This is a genomic window from Acinetobacter sp. YH01018, assembly GCF_013420295.1.
GTDB lineage: Bacteria > Pseudomonadota > Gammaproteobacteria > Pseudomonadales > Moraxellaceae > Acinetobacter.
The window spans coordinates 26,018-49,486 of sequence record NZ_VOYL01000002.1; the positions used below are offsets into that span (position 1 = coordinate 26,018).

Sequence of the window (23,469 nt, forward strand, 5' to 3'; positions counted from 1 at the left end):
GTTTTTGTTTTTAATCTTAAAGCTTAAAAGCGGAAAGTACCGTTGATTCCAAAAGAGTCCCCACCATCAGTTGTCGTGTAATTCATACCGGCAGCAATGACTGGAGTAAAGAATTTCTGACCACGAATACTGAAAATGGTATCTGAATCTTCAATCGTTGAGTCAGCGAAGGAAATACCAACACTAAGTGTAGGATCGAGGTAAAGGTCTGCACCTAGACGATATGCAGTTTCATCTCCAAAATATGTTGCTCCCTCAAAATTGGTAAAATGATTGCCAATTTGAGTGACGTATTTTGCGCGCAAAGTCACAGCAGTCTCATCTGCTACAGAGGCTAGATTGGTAAAAGTGTCTATGAAACCATTTTTTGAAACATATACTGGATCAATGTTTTCTTTAGAAACACCTGCAGCTAACAGTAAGCCGTTAACTGGTAGGTAACCTGCTTCAATTGCATAACCTGTATTGTCATCAGATGCTTTAGCAAATTCACTTTCAACAGTCACTTCAGCACGATTTAAGCTTCCAGAAACATAAAACTGTGAGTTAGGGATAAAGAATTCACCATTAATACCTACAGTATCAATTTCTAAATCTGCAAAATCATCATCAGTACGGGCATTGGCATAGCCAATACCGATATTGCTTGCTTTGCCTAAAAAAGCTGCTTCAGCTAGAGGAGCATTTCTAACTTGAACCCCATTTAAATAATATTTCCCGCCAATTGCATAAGTATCAATGTCGTTACTGTCATCAATGTCGGTATTTTCATATGCAGCATTAATTTCAGCTTGATAAGCATGTGCAGTTCCTAGGCTAGCCAAAAGTGCTGTAGCAAGAGCAAGTTTTTTAAGCATTTAGATTTCTCTCTTTGTTATAAAAATATGACTGTTTCTTGAACAGTTGTAACAAAGTGTACAGTTTATATTTGCCCCGTCAATGTGCAAAAACTATCTAAATGCTTTATTACAGAGCAAAAAAGTGGCCCATCCGAAGATGGGCCACTTGATGAAAAGGAGTTAAGGCACGCTTAGAAGCGGTATTTAGCAGCTACACCGAATGAGTTGTAGTCGTTATTACCCACTTCACCGAAACCAACTCGACCTTCAAGGCTGACTTGTTGGTTAAAGAATTTACGCGCATTAATGCCAAATTCATTTTGATCAGTTAAGTCGTTGTTGTAGTAATCCGCACCAACACTTAATGATTTATCAATGAAGTAATCGGCAGCAAGATTGAACTCGTCTAGATCACCAAATGATGCGCCTGCTTCAAGGTTGATATCTTTACCATTACTCAGCTGGGTCACGTATTTGGCACGAACTGTAGGATCTACACCATCATCATTGTCGTTGTCATATCCTTTTACACCAGCGGCAATTAATAGGCCTGGTGCTGGAAGATAACCGACTTCAGCAGAATAATAAGTGGTATCAAAGTCATATTTTTGACCCAATACATCATGATATTCAGTATTGTTACGGCTTACATCACCACCCAGATAGAAATCTGAGTTTGGAACATAAACTTCAGCACCCACACCATAAGTGTTGTCATCTACATCGCCACGATCGGCAAATGTTGCGTGTGCATTGACGTTGCTGGCACGGTCAAGGAATGCCGCTTCTGCAAGTGGCGCATTACGAGTTTGTACGGGGTTAAAGTAATAAGTACCATCTACACCGAAGGCACTACCTGAACTGCCGTTGTCTGGATCAATATAAGCTGCTGCTGCACCGACTTCGGCCTGGTAGGCATTGGCTGTACCTGTGACTGCTAGAGCAGAAAGAAGTGCTGAAGCAATGGCTAATTTTTTCATGGATACTACCCCTCAAATTTCGGTTAAAAATAATACATTTTTTGTTACAACTTTTAGTCTAGAGCAAAACAAAACTAGGTCAATCCACCCAAGGTTACAGAAATGTTTCTAAGGTAATATTGTGTAATTTATTTTTAACAAGTATTTGAAAAATATAAAAATATTAAAATGTTTTGTTTTATTAAAATTGTGGAGGTTTTATGAATTTAGACGTTTTTTACATAAAAAACCGAGTATTTTGTAACATAAAAATGATTTGAATCTTAAAAATGCTCTCCTGATTAAGTGTTTTTTATAAGCTGTTTTTATGCATTATTTGCTCAATTGTTATTGAATTAAAGCCCTCTAAAACTGCATCGATGCTCTGTGTTATAATTGATGGCTATTTAAGCCTAATATTCTGATTGAGAGTAATTCACGTGGAAATTAATCCTTATCTAAACCAATTAAAAGACTTAAACGACCGTGGTCTGACATTACGGGGGTATCTTTGACTACGATCTGAAAAAGGAACGTTTAGAAGAGGTTCTGCGTGAACTGGAAGATCCGGCGATCTGGAATGACCAAAGCCGTGCCCAAGCCATGGCCAAAGAAAAAGGCGAGCTTGAGAATGTACTGAATGTACTGGATGGTTTAGCTACTCAGCTTGAAGATGCCCAAGCCATGCTTGATCTTGCTGTAGAAGCGGACGAAGAAGCCATGCTGGAGGATGTTCAGGCTGAACTTGATGTTGCAGAAGCGGAACTGGCAAAACTTGAATTCCGCCGTATGTTCAGTAATCCGATGGACCCGAATCCATGTTACGTGGAGATTCAGGCTGGTTCAGGCGGTACGGAAGCACAGGACTGGGCTTCAATGCTGCTTCGTATGTACTTGCGCTGGATTGAACGTCATGGCTTTAAAGCCGAAGTGATGGAAGAATCTGACGGTGATGTGGCCGGAATTAAATCGGCGACCATTCGTGTGGAAGGCGAGTATGCCTATGGCTGGCTGCGTACCGAATCTGGTGTACACCGTTTAGTGCGTAAATCGCCATTTGACTCGGGTAACCGTCGTCATACTTCATTCTCTGCCGTGTTTGTATCGCCAGAAGTGGATGACAACATTGAAATTGATATTAACCCGGCAGATGTACGTACCGATACTTATCGTGCATCCGGTGCTGGTGGTCAGCACATTAACAAAACCGACTCTGCGGTACGTTTAACCCATGCACCAACCGGTATTGTAGTGGCCTGTCAGAACCAGCGTTCACAACATGCCAACCGTGACCATGCCTGGAAACAGTTACGTGCCAAACTCTATGAATTAGAGATGAGCAAACGTAATGAAGCGGCGCAGGCGTTGGAAGATACCAAATCTGATATCGGCTGGGGCAGCCAGATTCGTTCATACGTACTGGATGACTCGCGTATTAAAGACTTGCGTACCAGTGTAGAAACCTCGAATACTGGTGCAGTACTGGATGGTGATCTGGATAAATTTATTGAAGCCAGCCTGAAACAGGGTCTATAAGTTTATTGCGTGGAAAAGCAGAGGCGGGTTCTCTGCTTTTTTAGCTTTAACATTTGTCGATCAGCAGGATGAATGCCCCTGACCAGACAATGCTAGAATGATCTGGATTTGGATAAAATGACAGCAATTTACAAAATGACTCATAGTATCGATAATTTTCGATATTAATATCGCATAAATTCGATATAATGATTTTTGCGAAAGTGCTGATCATGAACATGAGTGAAATGAGATGGACACAGAAGCGATTTATAAAGCCTTAGCCAACCCGATTCGACGTCAGATTCTGCAATGTTTAAAAGAACCTGAACGTTTCATTGCCACTGAAGAATGTGGCAGTGATTTCAGTCGTGGTGTATGTGCAGGGCAGATGGAAAAAATCGCGGATATTTCCCAATCCACCATGTCCAATCACTTATCGGTGTTGCAACAGGCAGGGCTGATTCAGGTGACCAAATATGGGCAATGGTCTTATTTCTCTCGTAATGAAGCACTGATTCAGGAATTTTTACAACATTTACAGCATGCGCTTTAGACTTTAATCAGTCTAGGCCAGCTGTAAGAGGATGGCTTGATGACAGATTTTTCTACCCCAATTCAATTTGGTGAACTCAAACTTAAAAACCGTGTGGTGATGGCACCACTGACACGTAGCCGTGCTACCGCAGACCGTGTTCCAACGGCCATGATGGCGGAATACTATGCACAGCGTGCTAGCGCAGGTTTAATCATCTCCGAAGCGACAGTGATTTCAGAAGAAGCCAACGGTTATGAAAAAACCCCGGGTCTGTTTACTGATGAGCAGGTAGAAGGCTGGAAACTGGTTACCAATGCAGTGCATGGTAAAGGTGGTTTGATCGTAGCACAGTTGTGGCATGTGGGACGTGTCTCCCATCCTGACCTGTTAAAAGGTGAAACACCAGTTTCAGCCAGTAATGTGAAGCAAGCTGGCTATGTCAGCCTGCTGCGTCCGAAACGTGAATATGTGGTGCCACGTGCCCTGGAAATCTCAGAAATCCATGCCATTACCGAACAATACAAACAAGCCGCCATTAAAGCCAAAGCGGCCGGTTTTGACGGGGTAGAACTGCATGCCGCTAACGGTTATCTGATCGACCAGTTCCTGCAAAGCAAAACCAATCAACGTGAAGACATTTACGGTGGTTCGGTAGAAAACCGTGCCCGCTTCTTATTAGAAGTGGTGGATGCACTGATTGAAGTGTGGGGCGCAGGCCGTGTCGGTGTACATCTGGCACCGCGTGGCGATGAGCACGATATGGGAGATGTCAATCCTAAAGAAACCTTTGGTTATGTCATGCAAGAATTGGGTAAACGTCAAATTGCCTTTTTCTTTACCCGGGAATATTTGGCCGATGACAGCATCAGTCTTGAAATGAAGGCGCGTTCCAACAGTGTGCCGTATATTGCCAATATGCGTTTAAGCCGTGAAGATGCGCTTGAGCTGCTGGCATCAGGTAAAGCGGAAGCAGTGTCTTTTGGTAAGGCTTATATTGCCAATCCAGACCTGTTTGAGCGTTTGGTGGAAGATGAACCACTGAATGAATTGAAACTGGAAAACATGATTGGAACCGATGTGGCAGAAGGCTATATTGACTATCCATTCCTGAATAAACAGCTTGCTGAAAGTTAAGCAGCTACTTCCATAAAACAGAATAAATGATGTCACAGAGCAGAATTCATTAACATGTGAAGGCTGCTCTGTTATATTTTGCCGATTGAACATGATTTGAGGCAACTTGTTTGGCTACTCCTTTTTGGTACAACGCGGCACTTACTCTAATTAAGCCATTGTATAAATGGCAGATTAAAAAACGTGCGCTGACTACGGAGCAATTGCAACAAGAATGTCTTGAGCGCTTTGGTCCATTTCAACAGCCGAAAAACCTGCATGCTCTTTGGTTTCATGTGGTGTCGGTTGGAGAAACCAACGCAGCCCAGCCTTTAATTGAACATTATCTCAAACTCGGCCATCCGGTACTGGTCACCAATACCACCAAGACGGGTCAGGCTCGGGCCAAGTCACTGTTTCTAAAAGCACCTTATGAACATTTGTTTCAGGCCGTGTATTTGCCTGCCGATCAGAAAAAATTAGTTCATGCGTTTTATCAAAAATATCAGCCCAAAGTATTGGCTTTGGTAGAAACTGAAATCTGGCCGAATTTAATCGATCAGGCACAGCAATTTAAAGTGCCATGTTTACTGATTAATGCCCGACTTTCGGAAAAATCGGCCAAAGGCTATGCCAAGGTTCAAGGACTGACTCAAGGCATGTTGAAGGGTTTGGAACGTTTGCTGGCTCAAGATCAGGCGACTTTAGATCGTTACCGTAATTTAGGTATGGCAGTAAAGAAAAGTCAGGTACTCGGCAGCATTAAATTTGATATTCATGCACCGGACAGTTTTATTCAACAGGCACAGCAATTGCAGCAGGACTGGAATTTATCGGCACGGAAAATAATCACCCTTGCCAGTACTCATGCGCCTGAGGAACAAAAACTGTTAACGGCTTTCAAGCCTTATCTGGCACAACATCCAGAACTGCTGGTCATTGTGGTGCCCCGTCATCCGGAACGCTTTGATGAAGTGTTTCAGCTTGCACAAAATCTGAATCTAAAAACCAGTCGTCGCAGTGCAGGGGAAGCTATTCAGTTAGATACCCAAGTTTATTTAGCCGATTCGATGGGGGAAATGTGGCTGTGGTATGCACTTAGCCAAGCCTGCTTTGTCGGCGGCTCGCTGAATGAACCGGGTGGCGGGCATAATATTCTGGAGCCGATTGCCTTAAATGTAGCGACGGTTTTGGGTAAAAATTATTTTAACTTCCAGAGCATTGTCGATGAATTTGTTGCTGTAAACGGTGTGAAAATCGTGGAAGATGCAGAGCAGGCCGCGCAGGTTTTAATTGAATTGTTAAATGATCGCGTGACCGCAGACCAGCTGAACCAGCATGCGCAGAAAATTATGTTGCAGAACAAGGGTTCTTTAGCCAAACATATTGCGGTGATTGATCAGTATATTTAAATATTTCAAATGCACCATACGGCCTCATTTTGACAGAAAAGTTTAAATGTTGATTCGTAGGTAATCTCTACTTTTGAGGGATCAAAAGTAGCAAAAATCCTTTGCTGATCTGATACAGCATCCATGCTGTACAGATCAGCGGGCGACATCCCTGTCGCCTTCCGCGTATCCTAATATGTTGAATGATTCTTTAGCAGAAGATTATGAATATTGTCCTCCTTGACCCACGCCAAACTGAATCTGAATACTGGTCCATTACCAGCAAACGTCAGTTAGAGCATCTACAGCAACATCTAGAGATTACTGTAGGTGATACGCTCAAGGTGGGTATTCGTGAGGGGAAACGCTATCTCACCGAAATTGTAGAAGTGACCGAACACGCTATAAAATTAAAACCGCTCAAAGAAGAAGTTGTTCCAGCCAAGTTGCCAGTAACTTTAATTGTCGCCATGCCACGTCCGAAAGTGCTGCGCCGCCTGATTATGGATAGCGTGACGTTAGGGGTGGAAAAAATGATTTTGCTGCATAGCTATCGGGTGGATAAAAGCTATTGGCAAACCCCATTTCTACAGCAGCTGGATCATTATGTCACACTGGGTCTGGAACAGGCGGGGGATACGGTTGCACCGCAAATTGAAATCCATAAACGCCTTAAACCTTTTGTTGAAGATGTGCTGCCCGGTTTAATTACGGCAGAATGTCCTGCTTATGTGGCCCATCCTTATGTAGAGCAACCCATGCCTGTTGCCATTGATCATCCCTGTACCATCGTAATTGGCCCAGAGGGAGGTTTTATCCCTTATGAAATTGATTTACTCATAAAAAACGGCTGCAAGGCAGTCAGCCTGGGCAACCGTATTATTCGGACCGAAACGGTAATTCCTTACGTATTGGGCCGCTTATTTAGCACGTGCTGATTCAGCGAGTTCTGTCGTGTCATTGCCACGATAGATTTTGACTTCCTGTACCGGATAAGGAATCGAAATTTCATGTTCAGCAAAGGCTTTAATCACGCGTTCCTGAACTTCGCTGATTGAACCTGCAGTGGTGGTTTCTGTAGTATCGACCCACCAACGTACATTCAGGTTAATCGAGAAGTCTGCAAGTGCATTGACGTTTACTGCAAATCCAGGCTGGCTCAAAATGGTCGGGTCTTTATCTAAAATGCTTAAGATAATGCTCTTGGCTTTTTGTACATCATCTTCATAACCAATCCCCACCACAAATTCACAACGACGCCGTTGATAGGCCGTGTTTACAGTCACGGCACTGGTATATACTGTCGCATTGGGAATCACGATGCGGCGGCCATCGGGAGAACGTAAGTAGGTTGCACGAATCTGGATATCCTCAACCGTTCCTTCCATGCCCGAAACAATAATGTCATCGCCAATTTTGAACGGTTCACCCAGCAGGATTAAGATGCCAGAGAGCAGGTTCTGGAAAATGTCCTTGAACGCGAAACCGATGGCAACAGAACCAATCCCCAGAGCACTCATCAGCTGACCCGGGGTAAAACCTGGAATGGCAATGACCATGGCAATTAAAAATCCGATAAAGATGATGGCTGAGCTGCCGACACGGTTTAGCACCAGTACCAGGTTTTGTTTGGTGTAACTACGGTCAGTGAGTGCTTTACGGACAAAGAGCTTAAACAGTTTTGACAGCAACCAGAAAATGCTGAAGACCACCAACGCGATACATAAATAAGGCAGGCGTTCCCAAAAGGCATCAACAAATTTGTCGATGGTGGAATAGGCATCATTGTATTTTGCTGTATGTTCAATGACAGTTTGCGCTGTCTTTTCTGTTGCTTCTTGCAAAAGTTGAGAGGTGTCCTGAGTTACCTCATTTAAGGCGTTTTGTTTTTCAGCCACAAGTTTTCCGGATGATGATCATTGCCGGACATTTTGCCTGAAACTGAACAAAAATTTAACCAACCGTACATCGTATTCACTGCCGTTTTGTCAAAAATTGTCAGTCAACTTTAGAAATATTGTGTACCTTTTTGAATGACCTGTGGCGGTACTTCCAGTTCGCCGGTACCGAACATATAAGACACCATGCTGCCTGAAGCCAAGAAACTCAGTACCGTGATGATGATCATCAACCAGGCCAATATTTTTTCCCAGACCGGCGTTTCACGCGGCAATCCATAGGTGTTGATGCCTTTGGTCCCGGCACCCAACAGCAAATACAGCCCCATAAAAATATTCACCAGTGGCAGTAAAAACAGCAGGATCAGCCAGCCGCTACGGTTCAGGTCATGCAGGCGGCGTACCGTAATCACGATCAGAAAATATAGATAAAGCACCAGAATGACCACAAAACCCAGTCCGGCGATTCCTGTCAGGGTATTGACGAACTGATTGTCCATGGACAAGGTATGCATATTAAAAATGCCCAGTGCCAGACTGAAGGCAAGGGTGGCAAAGAAAGCAATCAGATGCACAAACCCATACCAGCCAATTGAACTCAGACGACCGAAACGACCTTCCGGAGAAAGCGGATTATCTGCCTTGGCCTGTTGGGATCGGGAAAAAAATGGGGAGGCATCTTGCGGTTTCATACGCTTTTTCCGGTTAAAATAAAAATAAGAAAATGATGAATTCTGCAAAGTTAGAACACTATCTTCTGCTTAAATTATAAGATTAAATAAACAGATCAGATACGAATAAAACCATATTTTTTGTTGAATACGATAAGGGGTATGTGTTTTAAATTGTATAAATAAACTACGACCAAAGCATGATTGAAGCGGTTGAAAAATAATCGTCATACTGTAGATATGCAGTCAATAAATAAAGCAATAACAACGCGGCATAGCATCTCGTGATGAGATGAATAAGATCAAGGAAGTAAACAATGAATGAGATCTATCCTGTACCAGAAGAATTTAAAAAAACCGCTCGCACCAATGAGTCTGAATATTTCGAGCGTTATCAGAAATCCATCACGCAGCCTGATGAATATTGGGCTGAACAGGCCAACAAGCTGGACTGGATCAAACCTTTTACCCAGGTCAAAAATACCAGTTTCGACAAGGACAATTTTAAGATTGAATGGTTCGCTGATGGGCAGCTGAACCTCAGTGCCAACTGTCTGGACCGTCATCTCAAGGAACATCCGTATAAACCGGCCATTATCTGGGAAGGCGATCACCCGTCCCGTCACAAGATTATTTCCTTTAACGAACTTTATGATGAAACCTGCCGCTTTGCCAATGTGCTGAAAAAGAACGGGATTAAAAAAGGCGACCGGGTGGTGCTGTATATGCCGATGGTTTCGGAAGCCGCGATTGCGATGCTGGCCTGCGCCCGGATTGGCGCGGTGCATTGTGTGGTGTTTGGCGGTTTTTCTCCCGATTCACTGGCCAGCCGGATTGAGGACAGCCAGGCCAAAATGGTGATTACTGCCGATTCCGGCATGCGCGGCGGCAAGCCGATTCTGCTCAAAGCCAACGTAGATGAAGCCTTGAAAATTGCCGGAACTGAATCGGTTGAACATGTGATTGTGGTACACCGTACCGGCAACCCGATTGAAATGCAGCCCGGGCGTGATCTGTGGTATCACATGGAAATCATGTCGGTGAATGAAATCTGTCCGCCTGAACCGATGAATGCCGAAGATCCGTTATTCATTCTGTATACCTCGGGTTCGACCGGCAAGCCGAAAGGGGTGTTGCATACGACCGGTGGCTATCTGACTTATGTGAATTCCACTTTCCGAGAAGTGTTCGATATCAAGCAGGATGATGTGTTCTGGTGTACTGCAGACGTGGGCTGGATTACCGGACATTCCTATGTGATCTATGGCCCGCTTTCCAATGGCACCACCACGGTGATGTTTGAAGGCGTGCCGCAATACCCGACCTGGGCGCGTACCGGTCATATTGTCGACAAGCACAATGTTTCCATTCTCTATACGGCACCCACGGCGATTCGTGCCATGATGCGCGAAGGCGATGCCTTTGTTCGGGAAAGTGACCGCAGCAGCTTGCGTCTGATCGGTTCGGTGGGTGAGCCGATTAACCCGGAAGCCTGGAACTGGTATTACACCGTGGTCGGTGAAAGCCGTTGTCCAATTGTCGATACCTGGTGGCAAACCGAGACTGGCGGAATCCTGATTTCACCTTTGCCGGGTGCAACCGATTTAAAACCGGGTTCTGCAACCCGACCCTTGTTCGGCATACAACCCGCCATCGTTGATGCTGAAGGCAAGGAACTTCAAGGTGAAGCCGAAGGCAACCTGATCATCAAGGATTCCTGGCCGGGTCAGATGCGTACCATTTGGGGTGATCCTGAACGTTTTATCGAAGCCTATTTCTCGACTTATCCGGGGACGTATTTCACTGGAGATGGTGCCCGCCGTGACAAGGATGGCTATTACTGGATTACCGGACGCGTCGATGACGTACTGAATGTTTCTGGCCACCGTTTGGGTACGGCAGAAGTGGAAAGTGCTTTGGTGGCACATGAACATGTGGCTGAAGCGGCGGTGGTCGGTATGCCGCATGATATTAAAGGTCAGGGTATTTGTGCATTCGTCACCTTACAGGCAAATTTTGAGGAATCCGAAGAGCTGCGTAATGAACTGATCAACTGGGTGCGTAAGGTTTTGGGACCCGTAGCTACACCGGATGCCTTGTATTGGGCACCAGCTTTACCGAAAACCCGTTCCGGTAAAATCATGCGCCGTATATTAAGAAAAATTGCCGCCAATGAACTGGACACTTTAGGAGATACTTCAACCCTGGCCGACCCACAGGTGGTGGACAATCTGATTGCAACGGTCTATCCCGATAAATAAGTCATTTATAAAAATACCGCCTGAAAATGAGGCGGTATTTTTATTTTATGTATAAGCACAGCAGGCATTCAGATAAAGCAGCAAAACATCATCTGCTAAGCTAAAAATATAGCAATAATCAGATCATATTATGAATGTTTCATCCCCGCTTTTAACGTCAAATCCATTACACATCGCTCAACAACTGGCGGAACAGTTTGCAACCACGGCTGCGGAACGTGATAAACAGGGCGGTAACCCAAAACAGGAGCGTGATTTAATCCGTCAAAGTGGTTTGCTGGGACTTGCCATTCCAACCCAATATGGCGGACAGGGTGCAGGCTGGAAAACGGTATTTCAGACTATTCAGGTCATTGCCCAGGTCGATAGTTCACTGGCACATGTTTATGGTTTTCATCATTTACTGATTGCGACGGTGCAACTGTTTTCACAGCCTGAACAGTATGGCAAATGGTTTGAGCAAACCGCACAAGAAAACCTGTTTTGGGGCAATACTTTAAATCCATTAGACCGACGAACGATTGCAACCCAAGTGTCTGAAAATGAATATCTATTTCATGGTGACAAAAGCTTCTGTTCAGGTTCGATCGATTCTGACATCTTGCTATGCTCAGCTTATAATGATGAAGGTAAATTGCTGATAGGTGTGATTCCGACAGCCCGAGAAGGGGTGAGCTTCTTAGGTGACTGGAACAATATGGGACAACGCCAGACTGACAGCGGTACCAGTCATTTTGAGCAGGTCAAAATCCAAAAAGATGAGTTATTGCTCAATCCGGGACCCCTGAGTACGCCGTATTCGAGCCTACGTCCGCTGATTGCGCAACTGATTTTTGTGCACCTGTTTTTAGGCGTAGCAGAAGGGGCTTTTGCAACTGCCAGACAAACCGTACAGAGCCAAAAAGCCTGGTCCAAATCTTTGGCTGAAAATGCCGTGAATGACCCGTTTACGCAAAAACACTTTGCCGAGTTTTATGTGCAGCTGGAAGGGGTACGTTTACTGGCAGCTAAAGCGGTTCAGAGCTTACAGACGGCATGGGATCTAGGCAATGACCTCACTGCTGAACAGCGCGGTGAAGTGTCTATTGCAATTGCGACTGCCAAAATTGCGGCGACCAATACCTCGTTGTATATCACACAAAATATTTTTCAGGTGATGGGTGCACGTGCCACCACAGCCCAATTAAATCTAGATCGTTTCTGGCGTAATGTGCGTACCCAAACTTTGCATGACCCGGTGGATTATAAATATCAGGAAATTGGGGAGTGGGTGTTAACGGCTAAAGTTCCTGATCCGAGTTTTTATTCATAATGAAATAAGAAAATGCCATTTTACGAAATGGAGCCTTTTTACTTCTAGATTTAAAAAATGAATTAAGAGCGTGGAACGTGAAAAATCACTTAAAAAAGCCTAATTTGTGAAGATTAGGCTTTTTAATTTTACTTAAATTATTGATTTATAAAAAATAAATTTCAATTTCGTATAAGGTGTATTATGTTAATTTTAGAAAAACTAAAATTTAGTGAGTTTTTTTGTGAGTAATAATGCATTAACGTGGTTGGGGCTCTTACTTGGATTCCTACTCTATCCAATAATTATGTTCTTTCTGCTCGCTCAAAGACACAGTGGTTTAAACTATATTAATGATTTATCTAGTTTTAATAAAATAGTTGTTTTCATATCTTGTGCTTTAATATTTCTTATACCAACTTGGAATGAAAGATGTCTTATAGACAGTGAAGGGAAAAGCCCACATTGGTATCAAAGATATTTTGTGCCTTTGATATATTTCATAATTGGAACCATTTTTACAGGAATGTTCTTCATTTTAATTATTAGATAGCTTTTCCAAATGACCTCTATAGCTAAATTAATTTTTATGATACATTCTTATAATTATAAGATATTGATATAATTAACTTTATTAAAGATATTCTTCGTAACATGCAAAATCAGTTTAGCTATATCTAACATAATGGTCGTTATACGAAACGATTTTTAAAATATTATTGTTTGTCAAACACTTAAATCCATAAATCCATAAATCCATAAATCCCAAACCCAAGAGATCAAAAAACACACGTTTTAACAACTCGTGTGTTTTTTAGCCGCATCTGTAATGTTCTGTCAATAAAGTTGATCAATAAAAATTCAATTTTATAATTTTTGGTGGGTTATTAATTCTTCCGGGACAAAAAGAATGCCCATATTTTATGGATGAAAAAATGTCCGTTTTTGTACGCTTTGGCGCACATCAATTTAAGGATTTTGCGGATGGGCGCAGCCGAGTTTTTTTCCTATGATGAATTCATACAGGAACAGGATGTTCCGGAACATAAAACAACAATAAAACGTTCATACACCAGGATTGTGAAGCAAGACAGGAGTCATGCTTAACTACCCCATACGAAAAAGCCCGACAGGATGTCGGGCTTTTTTTATATCATTTTATTCAGCCACAATTACTTTGCTGCCTGTTCTACGGTAGGTGGTGAACTCACAGGCTGTTGACTCGCAGAAGCAGGGCTAATCGTTTTATTGACTGGCCGGTTATCCATCATTGTCCCGATAGGCGATACGCGCCAAATTATATTGCCCACATCATCAGCGACCAATATTGCCCCCGAACGATCAACTGCTACCCCAACAGGCCGTCCAAGTGCCTCACCTTGATCATTTAAAAAACCGCTTAATACATCTTGCGGCTGACCTGAAGGTTGGCCATTTTGAAAGGGCACAAAAATAACCTTATAGCCGCTATGCGGTTTACGGTTCCATGAGCCATGTTGACCAATCAGCGCACCACTGCGATATTGCGGCATTAATTGAGCCGTATAAAATGTCAGGCCTAAGGAAGCCGTATGGTTACCCAGAGCATAATCAGGTTTAATCGCACGTGCGACCAGCTCAGGATTTTGAGGTTTGACCCGCGTGTCTACATGTTGGCCATAATAACTATAGGGCCAGCCATAAAAAGCACCATCCTTGACTGAGGTCAGGTAATCGGGCACCAGATCATTGCCAATTTCATCGCGCTCATTCACGACCGTCCATAACATGCCACTCTGTGGTTGCCAGTCCATACCATTGGGATTGCGCAGCCCTGTGGCAAATGGCCGTGCTTTGCCACTGGCAATATCAAATTCCATAATCAAGGCACGCCCGACTTCTTTATCGAAGCCATTTTCCGCCACGTTACTGTTTGAACCTACGGTAATATAGAGTTTGCTGCCCGCAGAATTGGCAATGACGTTTTTGGTCCAATGATGATTGAGCGGGCCACCGGGTAAATCCAGTACTTTGCTGCCGCTTGCGGTAATTTGAGTTGCACCTTTTTGATAAGGAAAGCGTATTAAGGCATCCGTATTGGCTACGTAAAGCGTATTGCCGACCAGCGCCATGCCAAACGGAGAGTTCAGATTTTGTAGAAATATGGTTTTTTGATCAGCCACACCATCGCCATTACGATCACGCAGCAGGCTAATACGGTTGGCACTCTGATGCGATGATCCGGCACGTTTCATCATCAGCTTCATGATTTTGCCTCTAATGCCCTTGCTGTCATCAGGCTTGAGCGGTGCATCGGTTTCAGCCACCAGCACATCGCCATTTGGCAATACATACAGCCAGCGCGGATGTTGCAGTTCTTTGGCAAAGGCCTGAACTTTCAAACCCGCAGCAGGAGTGGGCATGGTATCGGCAGGCCAGCCTTTGGCCGGTGCGATATTCACTGTAGGAAACAGACTGGATTGGGGTTCAGGCAGATGAGGGTATGGACCATAACTGTCTGAAATTGGAGACCTGGATGGCGACGCACATCCGCTTAATGCCAGTACAATGGCAGCACCCGCAAGGGGCAGTAAGAATTGAGCAGACATCTTTATTTCCAGCTTATTTTTTGCCGCTATCGCCTTACTTTAAAATTTCGTTGCGGCGGTCACCATGCTGTTCTTGTTTTTTCTGGTTGCCGATTGGTTATTGCGTTCGGTTTGAGCGAAGGTAGCTCTGCTTCATAAGCAAAAAAATCCCTCAAGCCGAGTCTTGAGGGAAGATTGGAGATGCCTTTGATTATTGTTTTTTAGTTCATCAACTGTCGCTTAATCATTCAGCTTAAGCGGACTTGGCGGTCACAACGGATAGCTGTTGCGCTTCCAGTTCACGAACCAATGGCAATACTTTTTGTCCGAAATATTCCACTTCTTCAATAAAATGCAAGAAACCAGACAGGATCAAGTCCACACCGACTGCTTTCAGTTCAACAATACGTTCTGCAATTTGCTGCGGCGTGCCAACCAAATTGGTTTTAAAGCCATCGTTGTACTGCACCAAATCTTCAAAGGTCGATTTTGCCCAGTTACCTTCACCCTCTGCTGTTGCAGCACCCGCTTCACGGGTGGCATCTCCAAAAGATTTCACTGCCTGGACATTGGCTTTGGCCACAATTTCCTGAAGAACAGCTTGGGCTTCTTGTTTAGTATCACGGGCAATAATGAAAGCATTAACCCCAATTTTCACGGCATGGTTATTGGCTTTGGCTTTTTCACGGATATCGTCGATCTGCTTTTTCAGCTCTTCCGGTGTATTGCCATTGGTAAAGTACCAGTCCGATACACGCGAAGCCATATCTCGTGCTGCACGTGAGCTACCGCCCTGAAAGATTTCAATATGCGGTTTTTGTAGCGGTTTTGGACTGAGGGTGTAATCTTTGAATTGATAGTATTGGCCATCAAAACTGAAATGATCCTGCGTCCAGATACCTTTAAGACTACGGATAAATTCTTCTGAACGTGCATAACGCTGGTCATGTTCAGGCCATTCTTCGCCAATGGCATCAAATTCACCGCGGAACCAGCCACTGACCACGTTAATGGCAATACGCCCATTGGTCAGGTGGTCAATGGTCGCCAATTGCTTTGCAGCAAGCGCAGGCTTCCATGGACCTGGCAAAATTGCAGCGATCACTTTGAGTTTTTCAGTTTTGGCCAGGATGCCATGGCTGAAGCTAACCGATTCATGCTGGTTTTCTGCGTTATAACCGGCAGTAAAACGGATTTGGGTTAAGGCATAGTCAAAGCCGCTTTTTTCCGCAGCTTGAGCCAGACGGACGTTATAGTCATAACTCCAGTCCGTACGCTGTTCAATATCGCTGACCACCAAACCACCACTGACGTTTGGCACCCAATAAGCAAATGTAATGTTTTTATCTTGTACTGACATTCTGTCTACCCTCAGGATGTAATTTTTTAGCGCTCTTAAGCGACTTGTGACTTCGGTGCTTTTTTGCTGTGCAGGCGCGCTTCGGCAGCATCAAGGCTTGGCACTGCAGCAGAAGGAAGGACTTCTTCTTGTTCAATTTGCTTGTTGATACCCAGGTTCTGGTTGGCTAGCTGAGATTTCTCTTTGACCACTTCAGCACGCTGGCCTTTGGCAGGTGCCCATTCAAGAATTGGCAATGCACGTGCTACTGCGAGGGTAATGCGGTCACGCAGCAGTTCACTGTGAATGGTATATTCAGGGGTAAAGTCACGGTCTGTTGCATAGACACCAATCGGTAAGGTTTGTGCCTGGAAAAAGCTGAACAATGGACGCAACTGATGTTCAAGCACCAAGGCATGACGTTCGCTACCTCCTGAAGCTGCCAGCAATACTGGTACATCGACCAGTGCCGTCTGTTCTACAAAGTCAAAGAAGTGCTTGAAAAGTCCGGTGAATGAAGCACGGTAAACTGGTGTGCCGACAATCAGGGCATCTGCTGCTTCAACTGCGGCCAGATCATCCTGTACACGTTGTGGCAACTGGTTACGGTAAATTGCACCGCCCAGTAAAGAACCGATTTCGCTAAATTTAATAAAATGAACATGAATGGGGGTTGCTTCACCGAGTTCATCAATAATGGCTTGTACCAGTGCCTCGGTTTTAGAAGGATTGTTTAAGCCGCCTGATACAGCAACAATATTCAACGGTTTTTGCGCATTTAAAATAGACATTTGGGGATAACCTAAAATATAAAATATCGGAATAGCTTTATTAATCAACAGCAGGCATATTCTGTAAAATAAGCAAATCAAGAAAAGTTATCTTATTTTGAGATATAAAGGAAAAAGTCACCAAAATGTGCTTTTATATGATTTAGTACGTTGATTTATATATTTATCTTGCTTACTGATAAGTATTTTAAATTGGCCGATAAAATTTATATCAAAATATGATTAGGTTTGATGATTTTGCGAAAAACCTTGAAAAAAGGGGATTTTTGAGAAAATAATCTCATATCAGATGAAAAAAGTTATTCATTGCATATCCTTAATAGCACTAGTGTGGTTAGAATAGCTCTTAATGTGCACAAGATCTTTCATGCTGCTTATGAATATTTTAATCGTTGATGATCATCCACTGTTTCGTCATGCCTTGATTCAAGCCGTTCGTTATAGCTTGCCGCAAGCGCAAATTCAGGAAACAGCTGCAGTAAATGAGTTTTATGAACGCTTAGATAATGGGCCGGAACCAGATTTGGTTTTACTGGATCTCAATTTGCCGGGAGCTTCGGGCTTTTCGGCTTTGGTGCATGTTCGTGCACAATACCCGTCCATTCCGATTATTGTGGTGTCTGCACATGAAGAAGTGTCAATTATTCAACGTGCCATAGCCCATGGTGCAATGGGTTATATTCCGAAATCTGCGCATCCAAGCCATATTGGTGAAGCGATCCGTCAGGTACTGGAAGGAGAAATCTGGTTACCGCCAAATTTACCTGCCAACATGAATTTTGACCCGCGTGCAGCGGATGAAACTGCACTGGCAGAACGTATTCAGTCACTTACACCGCAACAATTCCGTGTATTGATGATGGTGGCGGAAGGTTTGCTGAATAAACAGATTGCTTATGAGCTGGATGTTTCTGAAGCGACCATCAAGGCCCATGTCACGGCCATTTTCCGCAAACTGAATGTGCAAAACCGTACTCAGGCAGTATTGGCCATCAGTGCCCTGAATATTGAAGAAAAGAAAATGTAATCTGCTGAATACAGCATTCAACGAAAAAGGCACTTGATCAAGTGCCTTTTTTTGTAATCAGTGCTTTAGATCAGGCAACACAGCTTTGTCTGGGAGTACTGTCGGTGCAAAATAAAGGATTGAGTGCACATTGCAGATCATCAATTTGCTCTTGAGAGACATAGGCTTTCTCTTTCAGATATTCAGCCACACTGTCATCGCGTAAACTTAAAAATGCGGCATCATAAACGCCCAAATCGACAAACAACGCTGCGGTTTCCAGACTGTTAAAGCGGTCTAAATAGACATCACTGCCATACAGCAGGAAAATATGATCTTCATTGGCATGGGGATTGATTCCTAAATGCTTTGCCAATTCCAGTGGTGGGGTTTTAATAAACAGCAGATCAGAGAGTTCATCAAACTGGGTGGTATCGAGCAGATTCTGATCGGTTTTGACTTTTCCAAGCCATGCCTTAAACACCAGCACCGCACCACCACGCAATAGCATGCTCCAAATTTGGTGACGTACTGTATCTGTCAAGTCTCTAGCTTCGGCTGCTAAAGACTGAATCAACTTGTCTTCCTGTTCAGCGAGGCGATCAAATAAACCTAAACCTTGCGGTTTATAGGCTGCAGGGCTAAAGACATCAAAATTCAACTCATCGAAGACCTGTAAGGCAAGCGGGACAGCACTTTGATACAAGGTATTCAGGGCTTGAATATGAGTGTCCTTTAAGTGGCTGGGTTTAAATAGTTCGGTCCATTGAATTTCGGGTAACAGGGCATTGGCCCCATATTGACGATAAAATTGTTGCGATTGATCTATGCCATAACTTCCGGCTTCAGAAATGTTCATCTTAAACTCCTGTATTTTCTATGATGATCAGTTTCGTGGGCCGTGTTTTGAGGCAGTCTGATAGACAGATTAAACTGACCATTGATTACTCTCATATATGAGCTTGGCTGACCGCAAACGAAATACGACTAAAGTTATATAATGGATTTTTACTGTAAAAATATTTTTAATAATAATAACTTGAAAAATTGTAACTAATTATACAAATGTATATTTAAATTTTGATCATCTTTGCCATAGGAAATATGACATTGAATTTTCTGGTCAATAAAGCGGTAGCCAAAATAAAGAAATTGAGCAGTTTTGCCTAAAATGAAAAATAAATTGCCAGTTAGGTTAATAGAGGGTGTTTTTATGTAATGAAAACACCCATTTCACATACATGAAATGGGTGTTTGATCTGTAGTGATTTCTGAATAAAACGCTTAAGAACCGGAAATTTTTAAGCCCGATAACCAGGAACGCAGCGATGCTGGTTTTAACGGTTTTTTCAGCAGCACAATATTGAGATCTTTCAAATGCTGTGGCAGTTCAGGATCGGAATCTGCGGTAATCAATGCCACAGGAACCTGTTCCTGACGGTTGGCCAAAATGAAATCCAGACCAATTTTATTGTTGTTCAGGTGCTGATCGACCAGCCAGACCTGAATATTTTCTTGCTGGATCAGCTCTAGGGCCTGTTCGGGTTCAGTGGCTTTAAAGACCTGATAACCCCATTTGGTCAGTAAGGTCGTCATTCCTTCCAGAATGGTTTCATCATTATCTAGGCATAGAATCTTGTAGGCCTTGCTTTTCAGTGGGGTGGCCTGTACAGGTGCTGCCACGACTTTAGGTGCATCCACGATTGGCACTTCAATCATAAAACACGAGCCCTTGCCATATTCAGAATAGACATGTACCGGGTAGTCCAGCAGGCTGGTCATACGCTGCACAATCGCCAGGCCGAGTCCAAGACCTTGCTCGCCCCAAGGCGAAGTATGGCCACAGCGTTCAAATTCCTGAAATAGTTTAATGCGCTGTTCTTCGGCAATCCCGGGGCCGGTATCCCAAACCCCAATCCGGATATGGCGTGGTTTTTCGCTAGAGCGAAGTACACCAACTACAACCTTGCCTTTAGCGGTATAGCGCAGGGCATTGCTGACAAAGTTTTGAATAATCCGGCGAATCCACTGTGGATCGGTGTCGATCCAGAACTGTGCATCATGCACGCTGAATTTAATGCCACGTTGTGCGGCAATAGATTTAAATTGCAGTTCCAGATCACTTAACAGGTCATGTAAGGGATAAGGCTGACGTTTCGGCTGGATGGTACCGCCTTCGAGACGGGCAATGTCCAGCAGGGCAGACAGCATGCTTTCCGCACCATGCAAGGCACGGTCCAGCTGTTGCAGGGTTTTACGGTCTTCATCCGACTGTACGCTTTGTTCTAAAGCGGTACTGAACAGACGTGCTGCATGCATTGGCTGCAACAGGTCGTGACTGGCTGCTGCAATGAAACGGCTCTTGGACATGTTGGCACGGTCAGCCTGTTCACGGGCGAGTTGCTGCTCGGAAAGTGCATCGGCCAGCTGTTGGGTGCGGTCTTGTACCCGCGCTTCAAGTACGGCCTCATTTTCACGGAAAGCGGTAATATCGGCAAAGGTGGTGACGAAGCCGCCGCCTTCAATGGGATTACCTCGCATCTGGATGACGCGGCCATCTTTACGGATCCGTTCAAATTCATGCGCGCTGCCCATGGCCATCCAGTGAATCCGTTTGCGCACGTGTTCTTCGACCGAACCCGGCCCGCATTCACCGCGCTCGGCGTTATAACGGATCAGGTCGGCAATCGGACAGCCGACATAGACAATATCTTTAGGATAATCAAAAAGTTTAAGGTATTGATTGTTCCAGGCCACCAGACACATATTTTCATCGACCACGCTGACCCCCTGGGTCATATGGTCAATCATGGTCATGATCAGGTTCTGGTTAAAGCGTTGCCATTGTGAGGCCTGATCCAGAATATTGGCGACCTGACCGAGTGCCAGACCATTATTCACCATGGCTGTGGTGAGTAGGGTACGCGCCGAAGCAGCACCAATGGTTCCGGCCAGATACTGTTCGGTAAAACGCCACCACATGCCATTGGCATTGCTGTTTTCATTCAGGATTACGTTGTTTTGAGCACAGAACTGCTGAAAGGCATGAGTGGCCGGTCCTTCACCGGTAATCCTTTTGGCCAAGGTAATTAAATCGCCTACTTTCAGGCGGGCAACATCCTGGTGAGAGTAATTGATTTCACTTGAGGCATTGTGGGTCGGCAAAGGTTTGGTTTCATAATAGAAGAAACTTTCCGCCTGAATTTGCTCGGCAATACTGGGACGGAAAATTCGTGACACCCACACATACAGCACGATATTCAGACCCAATGCCCAGGTCACGCCATGGGTGAGGGGAGCAAAAGACTGAAAACCAAACAGTGCTTCGGGGCGTAACCAGTCCATGCCTAAAGGCCCTGCAAGCAAGAACTGCTGGCTAAAATGGCTGTATTCAGCAGGCAGGCTGCGCAGTACGGTAGGCAACAGCAAGGTATAGGCCCACATGACAAAACCGGCAATTAGACCTGCATATACGCCCTGTTTACTGCCACCACGCCAATACAGACCACCAATCAAGGCTGGAGCAAATTGGGCCACGGCACTGAAGGCTAGCAAGCCAAATACTGAAAGCTGGTCGATGTCATTAAAGAAATGGAAAAACAGGAAACCCAGCAACATGACCGCTAAAATACACACCCGGCGGGTAAATTTCAGCACCAGAGGCAGACGTTTGTCATGACGCGAAAGTATGCCGGTACGCCATAAGGCAGGCATAATCAGGTCATTACTAAGCATAATCGACAAGGCGACTGAAGAGACCAGCAGCATTCCCGTAGAAGCAGAAAACCCCCCCAGGAAAGCCAAAAGTGTCAACCACTCCTGATCATAACTGAGCGGCAAGGACAGTACAGCGACATCAGGAATCGCAAGAAAATGCGGTGCAGCATGCAAGGCCCAGCTGGCAATTGGAATAATCGCCACTGTGGTCAGAATCAGATAAGTGGCAAACCAGCGACGTGCACCGCGAATATGTTTTTCATCCCGCAGTTCAACCACCGCAACATGGAATTGTCGTGGTAAGCAGATAATCGCCAAGGCTGCGAGTAAGGTTTGCACCCAGAACGTTTCGGGAACACCAAACAGCTGAACCTGTTTAAAGGTTTCTGCGACATCCGTGGAAATTTGCCCCAGGTTTTCGGGGGCATCAAAGACAAAGAACAGAGCCACACACAGCAGGGCAAACAGTTTGACAAAAGACTCAAATGCCACGGCCAGCATTAAACCGCCATGCTGTTCGGTATTGGCAATTTGTCGGGTACCGAACAGCATGGCCAGAATGGCTAAAATTCCAGTCAAAAACAGCACACTATTGGTGGTGCTTTGTATGCCGGTATTCTGTTGCAACACTACAGCAGCACTCAAGGCAATCGCTCTGAGCTGCAAGGCTAAATAGGGAATAATTGCGATGACTGCCAGAATGGTGACCAAGGATGCCAGAGGGCCGCTTTTGCCATAACGTGCAGCCACAAAATCTGCAATGGAAGAAATGGCATGATGCTGCCGCACACGTCCCAAACGGCGCCAGATATCATAACCCACACCGACAAAAATCAGGGGCCCAAGGTAAATGGGCAGGAAGATAATGCCTTCACGCACCGCAGCCCCGGTTGCACCGTAAAATGTCCAGGATGAGCAATATACCCCTAAGGTTAGACTAAAGAGAAACATGCGACCGCGGGTACTTAGGCGACTGGCGTGTTTTTCACCAAAAAATGCACAGATAAAGAGTAACGCGATATAAAGGGCGAGCACGCCGATAATGAGCCAACTATTCATATTGCCTACAGCATAAATTTATGTCGTAATAATAACCTATCTAGTAATCTTGCCGCTTTAATTGATCAAAATTTAACACCAAAGTAGTAATTACAAGAACCTAATAAGATTGTTAAGTTAGATAACGAAATAATTCGAATTAAAAAAATCACCTATGGCTGGGTGCACACAGGAGCATGATTATGGATGAGGCACATGTAGAACGTATTCTACAGAATCCCAAATTTAAAGAAATGGTCAGCAGAAAAAGCAGATTAAGTTGGACATTAACAATCATCATGTTGATTGTTTATGTCGGCTTCATGCTTTTAGTTGGTTATAACAAAGAATTCTTAATGAGTTCGGTTAGCGGCGGCGTTACCACTGTAGGTATGCCACTCGGCTTGAGCATTATTGTATTGTCTTTCATTTTATGTGGTGTTTATTCATATATTGCAAACAATAAACTGGATGCATTAAATGAAGAAGCGATGCGAGAAGTTGAAGCAATTGCGAATGAGAAAGGACAGTAATC

Annotated in this window: 18 protein-coding genes; 9 read left to right on the top strand and 9 right to left on the bottom strand. The window is 44.3% G+C overall.

Annotated features, from left to right (window positions below):
• Positions 1 to 23 precede the first annotated feature (23 nt).
• The gene (locus tag FTT83_RS01070) at positions 24 to 857 is read right to left on the bottom strand and encodes a putative porin (RefSeq protein WP_180041891.1); all 834 of its coding nucleotides are present in this window, start codon (positions 855 to 857) and stop codon (positions 24 to 26) included.
• A 173-nt stretch (positions 858 to 1,030) separates the two neighbouring features.
• Positions 1,031 to 1,819: a putative porin gene (locus FTT83_RS01075; protein ID WP_180176158.1), complete on the bottom strand. Its 789-nt coding sequence runs from the start codon at positions 1,817 to 1,819 to the stop codon at positions 1,031 to 1,033.
• A 419-nt stretch (positions 1,820 to 2,238) separates the two neighbouring features.
• Here FTT83_RS01075 and prfB point away from each other — a divergent pair.
• The 5 genes from prfB (at position 2,239) to FTT83_RS01100 (ending at position 7,293) form a co-directional block, all read left to right on the top strand.
• A protein-coding gene (gene prfB, locus FTT83_RS01080; protein WP_143222687.1) for a peptide chain release factor 2 occupies positions 2,239 to 3,334 on the top strand; the annotation gives its coding sequence in 2 pieces (ribosomal slippage) (positions 2,239 to 2,310 and positions 2,312 to 3,334; 1,095 coding nt in all).
• 232 nt (positions 3,335 to 3,566) lie between these two features.
• Complete coding sequence (locus tag FTT83_RS01085) at positions 3,567 to 3,869, top strand: helix-turn-helix transcriptional regulator (RefSeq protein ID WP_086196522.1); 303 nt, start codon at positions 3,567 to 3,569, stop codon at positions 3,867 to 3,869.
• Positions 3,870 to 3,908: 39 nt separating this feature from the next.
• Positions 3,909 to 4,985, top strand: coding sequence for an alkene reductase (locus FTT83_RS01090; RefSeq protein WP_180176159.1), 1,077 nt, complete (start codon positions 3,909 to 3,911; stop codon positions 4,983 to 4,985).
• A gap of 110 nt (positions 4,986 to 5,095) precedes the next feature.
• On the top strand, positions 5,096 to 6,376 hold the full coding sequence (locus tag FTT83_RS01095; RefSeq protein WP_180176160.1) for a 3-deoxy-D-manno-octulosonic acid transferase: 1,281 nt from the start codon (positions 5,096 to 5,098) through the stop codon (positions 6,374 to 6,376).
• 203 nt (positions 6,377 to 6,579) lie between these two features.
• On the top strand, positions 6,580 to 7,293 hold the full coding sequence (locus tag FTT83_RS01100; RefSeq protein WP_180041899.1) for a 16S rRNA (uracil(1498)-N(3))-methyltransferase: 714 nt from the start codon (positions 6,580 to 6,582) through the stop codon (positions 7,291 to 7,293).
• Here the strand turns inward: FTT83_RS01100 and FTT83_RS01105 are convergent.
• Together FTT83_RS01105 and FTT83_RS01110 are read right to left on the bottom strand one after the other, a co-directional pair.
• Positions 7,276 to 8,253 carry a mechanosensitive ion channel family protein gene (locus tag FTT83_RS01105; protein ID WP_180041901.1) on the bottom strand — a complete coding sequence of 326 codons (978 nt, stop codon included), beginning with the start codon at positions 8,251 to 8,253 and terminating at the stop codon, positions 7,276 to 7,278. The two genes, FTT83_RS01100 and FTT83_RS01105, sit on opposite strands and share 18 nt — an antisense overlap.
• A 110-nt stretch (positions 8,254 to 8,363) precedes the next feature.
• Entirely contained in the window at positions 8,364 to 8,945 is a 582-nt protein-coding gene (locus FTT83_RS01110) for a DUF805 domain-containing protein (RefSeq protein WP_180041903.1), read from the bottom strand.
• Positions 8,946 to 9,241: 296 nt separating this feature from the next.
• On the opposite strand from FTT83_RS01110, the gene acs reads away from it, so the two are divergent.
• Positions 9,242 to 11,185 carry an acetate--CoA ligase gene (gene acs, locus FTT83_RS01115; protein ID WP_180041905.1) on the top strand — a complete coding sequence of 648 codons (1,944 nt, stop codon included), beginning with the start codon at positions 9,242 to 9,244 and terminating at the stop codon, positions 11,183 to 11,185.
• Between the two features lie 130 nt (positions 11,186 to 11,315).
• Complete coding sequence (locus FTT83_RS01120) at positions 11,316 to 12,497, top strand: acyl-CoA dehydrogenase family protein (RefSeq protein WP_180041908.1); 1,182 nt, start codon at positions 11,316 to 11,318, stop codon at positions 12,495 to 12,497.
• 1,151 nt (positions 12,498 to 13,648) lie between these two features.
• On the opposite strand, the gene FTT83_RS01125 is transcribed toward FTT83_RS01120, so the two are convergent.
• The 3 genes from FTT83_RS01125 to msuE all read right to left on the bottom strand — a co-directional run bounded on the left by FTT83_RS01125 (position 13,649) and on the right by msuE (position 17,173).
• Positions 13,649 to 15,064, bottom strand: a complete 1,416-nt coding sequence (locus FTT83_RS01125; RefSeq protein ID WP_180041910.1) for a sorbosone dehydrogenase family protein — start codon at positions 15,062 to 15,064, stop codon at positions 13,649 to 13,651.
• A 232-nt stretch (positions 15,065 to 15,296) separates the two neighbouring features.
• Positions 15,297 to 16,403 carry a dimethylsulfone monooxygenase SfnG gene (gene sfnG, locus FTT83_RS01130; protein ID WP_180041912.1) on the bottom strand — a complete coding sequence of 369 codons (1,107 nt, stop codon included), beginning with the start codon at positions 16,401 to 16,403 and terminating at the stop codon, positions 15,297 to 15,299.
• A gap of 35 nt (positions 16,404 to 16,438) precedes the next feature.
• The gene (gene msuE / locus FTT83_RS01135) at positions 16,439 to 17,173 is read right to left on the bottom strand and encodes an FMN reductase (RefSeq protein ID WP_086196511.1); all 735 of its coding nucleotides are present in this window, start codon (positions 17,171 to 17,173) and stop codon (positions 16,439 to 16,441) included.
• 376 nt (positions 17,174 to 17,549) lie between these two features.
• Here msuE and FTT83_RS01140 point away from each other — a divergent pair, with 376 nt between their 5' ends.
• Positions 17,550 to 18,200 (top strand): response regulator transcription factor, encoded by a 651-nt coding sequence (locus FTT83_RS01140; RefSeq protein ID WP_086196617.1) that lies wholly within the window; start codon positions 17,550 to 17,552, stop codon positions 18,198 to 18,200.
• 70 nt (positions 18,201 to 18,270) lie between these two features.
• On the opposite strand, the gene FTT83_RS01145 is transcribed toward FTT83_RS01140, so the two are convergent.
• Together FTT83_RS01145 and FTT83_RS01150 are read right to left on the bottom strand one after the other, a co-directional pair.
• Positions 18,271 to 19,038 carry a hypothetical protein gene (locus FTT83_RS01145; protein WP_166170780.1) on the bottom strand — a complete coding sequence of 256 codons (768 nt, stop codon included), beginning with the start codon at positions 19,036 to 19,038 and terminating at the stop codon, positions 18,271 to 18,273.
• Positions 19,039 to 19,463: 425 nt separating this feature from the next.
• Positions 19,464 to 22,955 (bottom strand): PAS domain-containing hybrid sensor histidine kinase/response regulator, encoded by a 3,492-nt coding sequence (locus FTT83_RS01150; RefSeq protein WP_166170778.1) that lies wholly within the window; start codon positions 22,953 to 22,955, stop codon positions 19,464 to 19,466.
• A gap of 182 nt (positions 22,956 to 23,137) precedes the next feature.
• Here FTT83_RS01150 and FTT83_RS01155 point away from each other — a divergent pair, with 182 nt between their 5' ends.
• On the top strand, positions 23,138 to 23,467 hold the full coding sequence (locus FTT83_RS01155; protein WP_092820469.1) for a DUF485 domain-containing protein: 330 nt from the start codon (positions 23,138 to 23,140) through the stop codon (positions 23,465 to 23,467).
• Positions 23,468 to 23,469 lie beyond the last annotated feature (2 nt).

Coding starts and splice junctions, on each gene's coding strand:
- FTT83_RS01070 (WP_180041891.1), bottom strand. CDS start 857: ATGCTTAAAAAACTTGCTCTTGCTACAGCACTTTTGGCTAGCCTAGGA.
- FTT83_RS01075 (WP_180176158.1), bottom strand. CDS start 1,819: ATGAAAAAATTAGCCATTGCTTCAGCACTTCTTTCTGCTCTAGCAGTC.
- FTT83_RS01085 (WP_086196522.1), top strand. CDS start 3,567: ATGGACACAGAAGCGATTTATAAAGCCTTAGCCAACCCGATTCGACGT.
- FTT83_RS01090 (WP_180176159.1), top strand. CDS start 3,909: ATGACAGATTTTTCTACCCCAATTCAATTTGGTGAACTCAAACTTAAA.
- FTT83_RS01100 (WP_180041899.1), top strand. CDS start 6,580: ATGAATATTGTCCTCCTTGACCCACGCCAAACTGAATCTGAATACTGG.
- FTT83_RS01110 (WP_180041903.1), bottom strand. CDS start 8,945: ATGAAACCGCAAGATGCCTCCCCATTTTTTTCCCGATCCCAACAGGCC.
- acs (WP_180041905.1), top strand. CDS start 9,242: ATGAATGAGATCTATCCTGTACCAGAAGAATTTAAAAAAACCGCTCGC.
- FTT83_RS01120 (WP_180041908.1), top strand. CDS start 11,316: ATGAATGTTTCATCCCCGCTTTTAACGTCAAATCCATTACACATCGCT.
- FTT83_RS01125 (WP_180041910.1), bottom strand. CDS start 15,064: ATGTCTGCTCAATTCTTACTGCCCCTTGCGGGTGCTGCCATTGTACTG.
- sfnG (WP_180041912.1), bottom strand. CDS start 16,403: ATGTCAGTACAAGATAAAAACATTACATTTGCTTATTGGGTGCCAAAC.
- msuE (WP_086196511.1), bottom strand. CDS start 17,173: ATGTCTATTTTAAATGCGCAAAAACCGTTGAATATTGTTGCTGTATCA.
- FTT83_RS01140 (WP_086196617.1), top strand. CDS start 17,550: ATGAATATTTTAATCGTTGATGATCATCCACTGTTTCGTCATGCCTTG.
- FTT83_RS01145 (WP_166170780.1), bottom strand. CDS start 19,038: ATGAACATTTCTGAAGCCGGAAGTTATGGCATAGATCAATCGCAACAA.
- FTT83_RS01150 (WP_166170778.1), bottom strand. CDS start 22,955: ATGAATAGTTGGCTCATTATCGGCGTGCTCGCCCTTTATATCGCGTTA.
- FTT83_RS01155 (WP_092820469.1), top strand. CDS start 23,138: ATGGATGAGGCACATGTAGAACGTATTCTACAGAATCCCAAATTTAAA.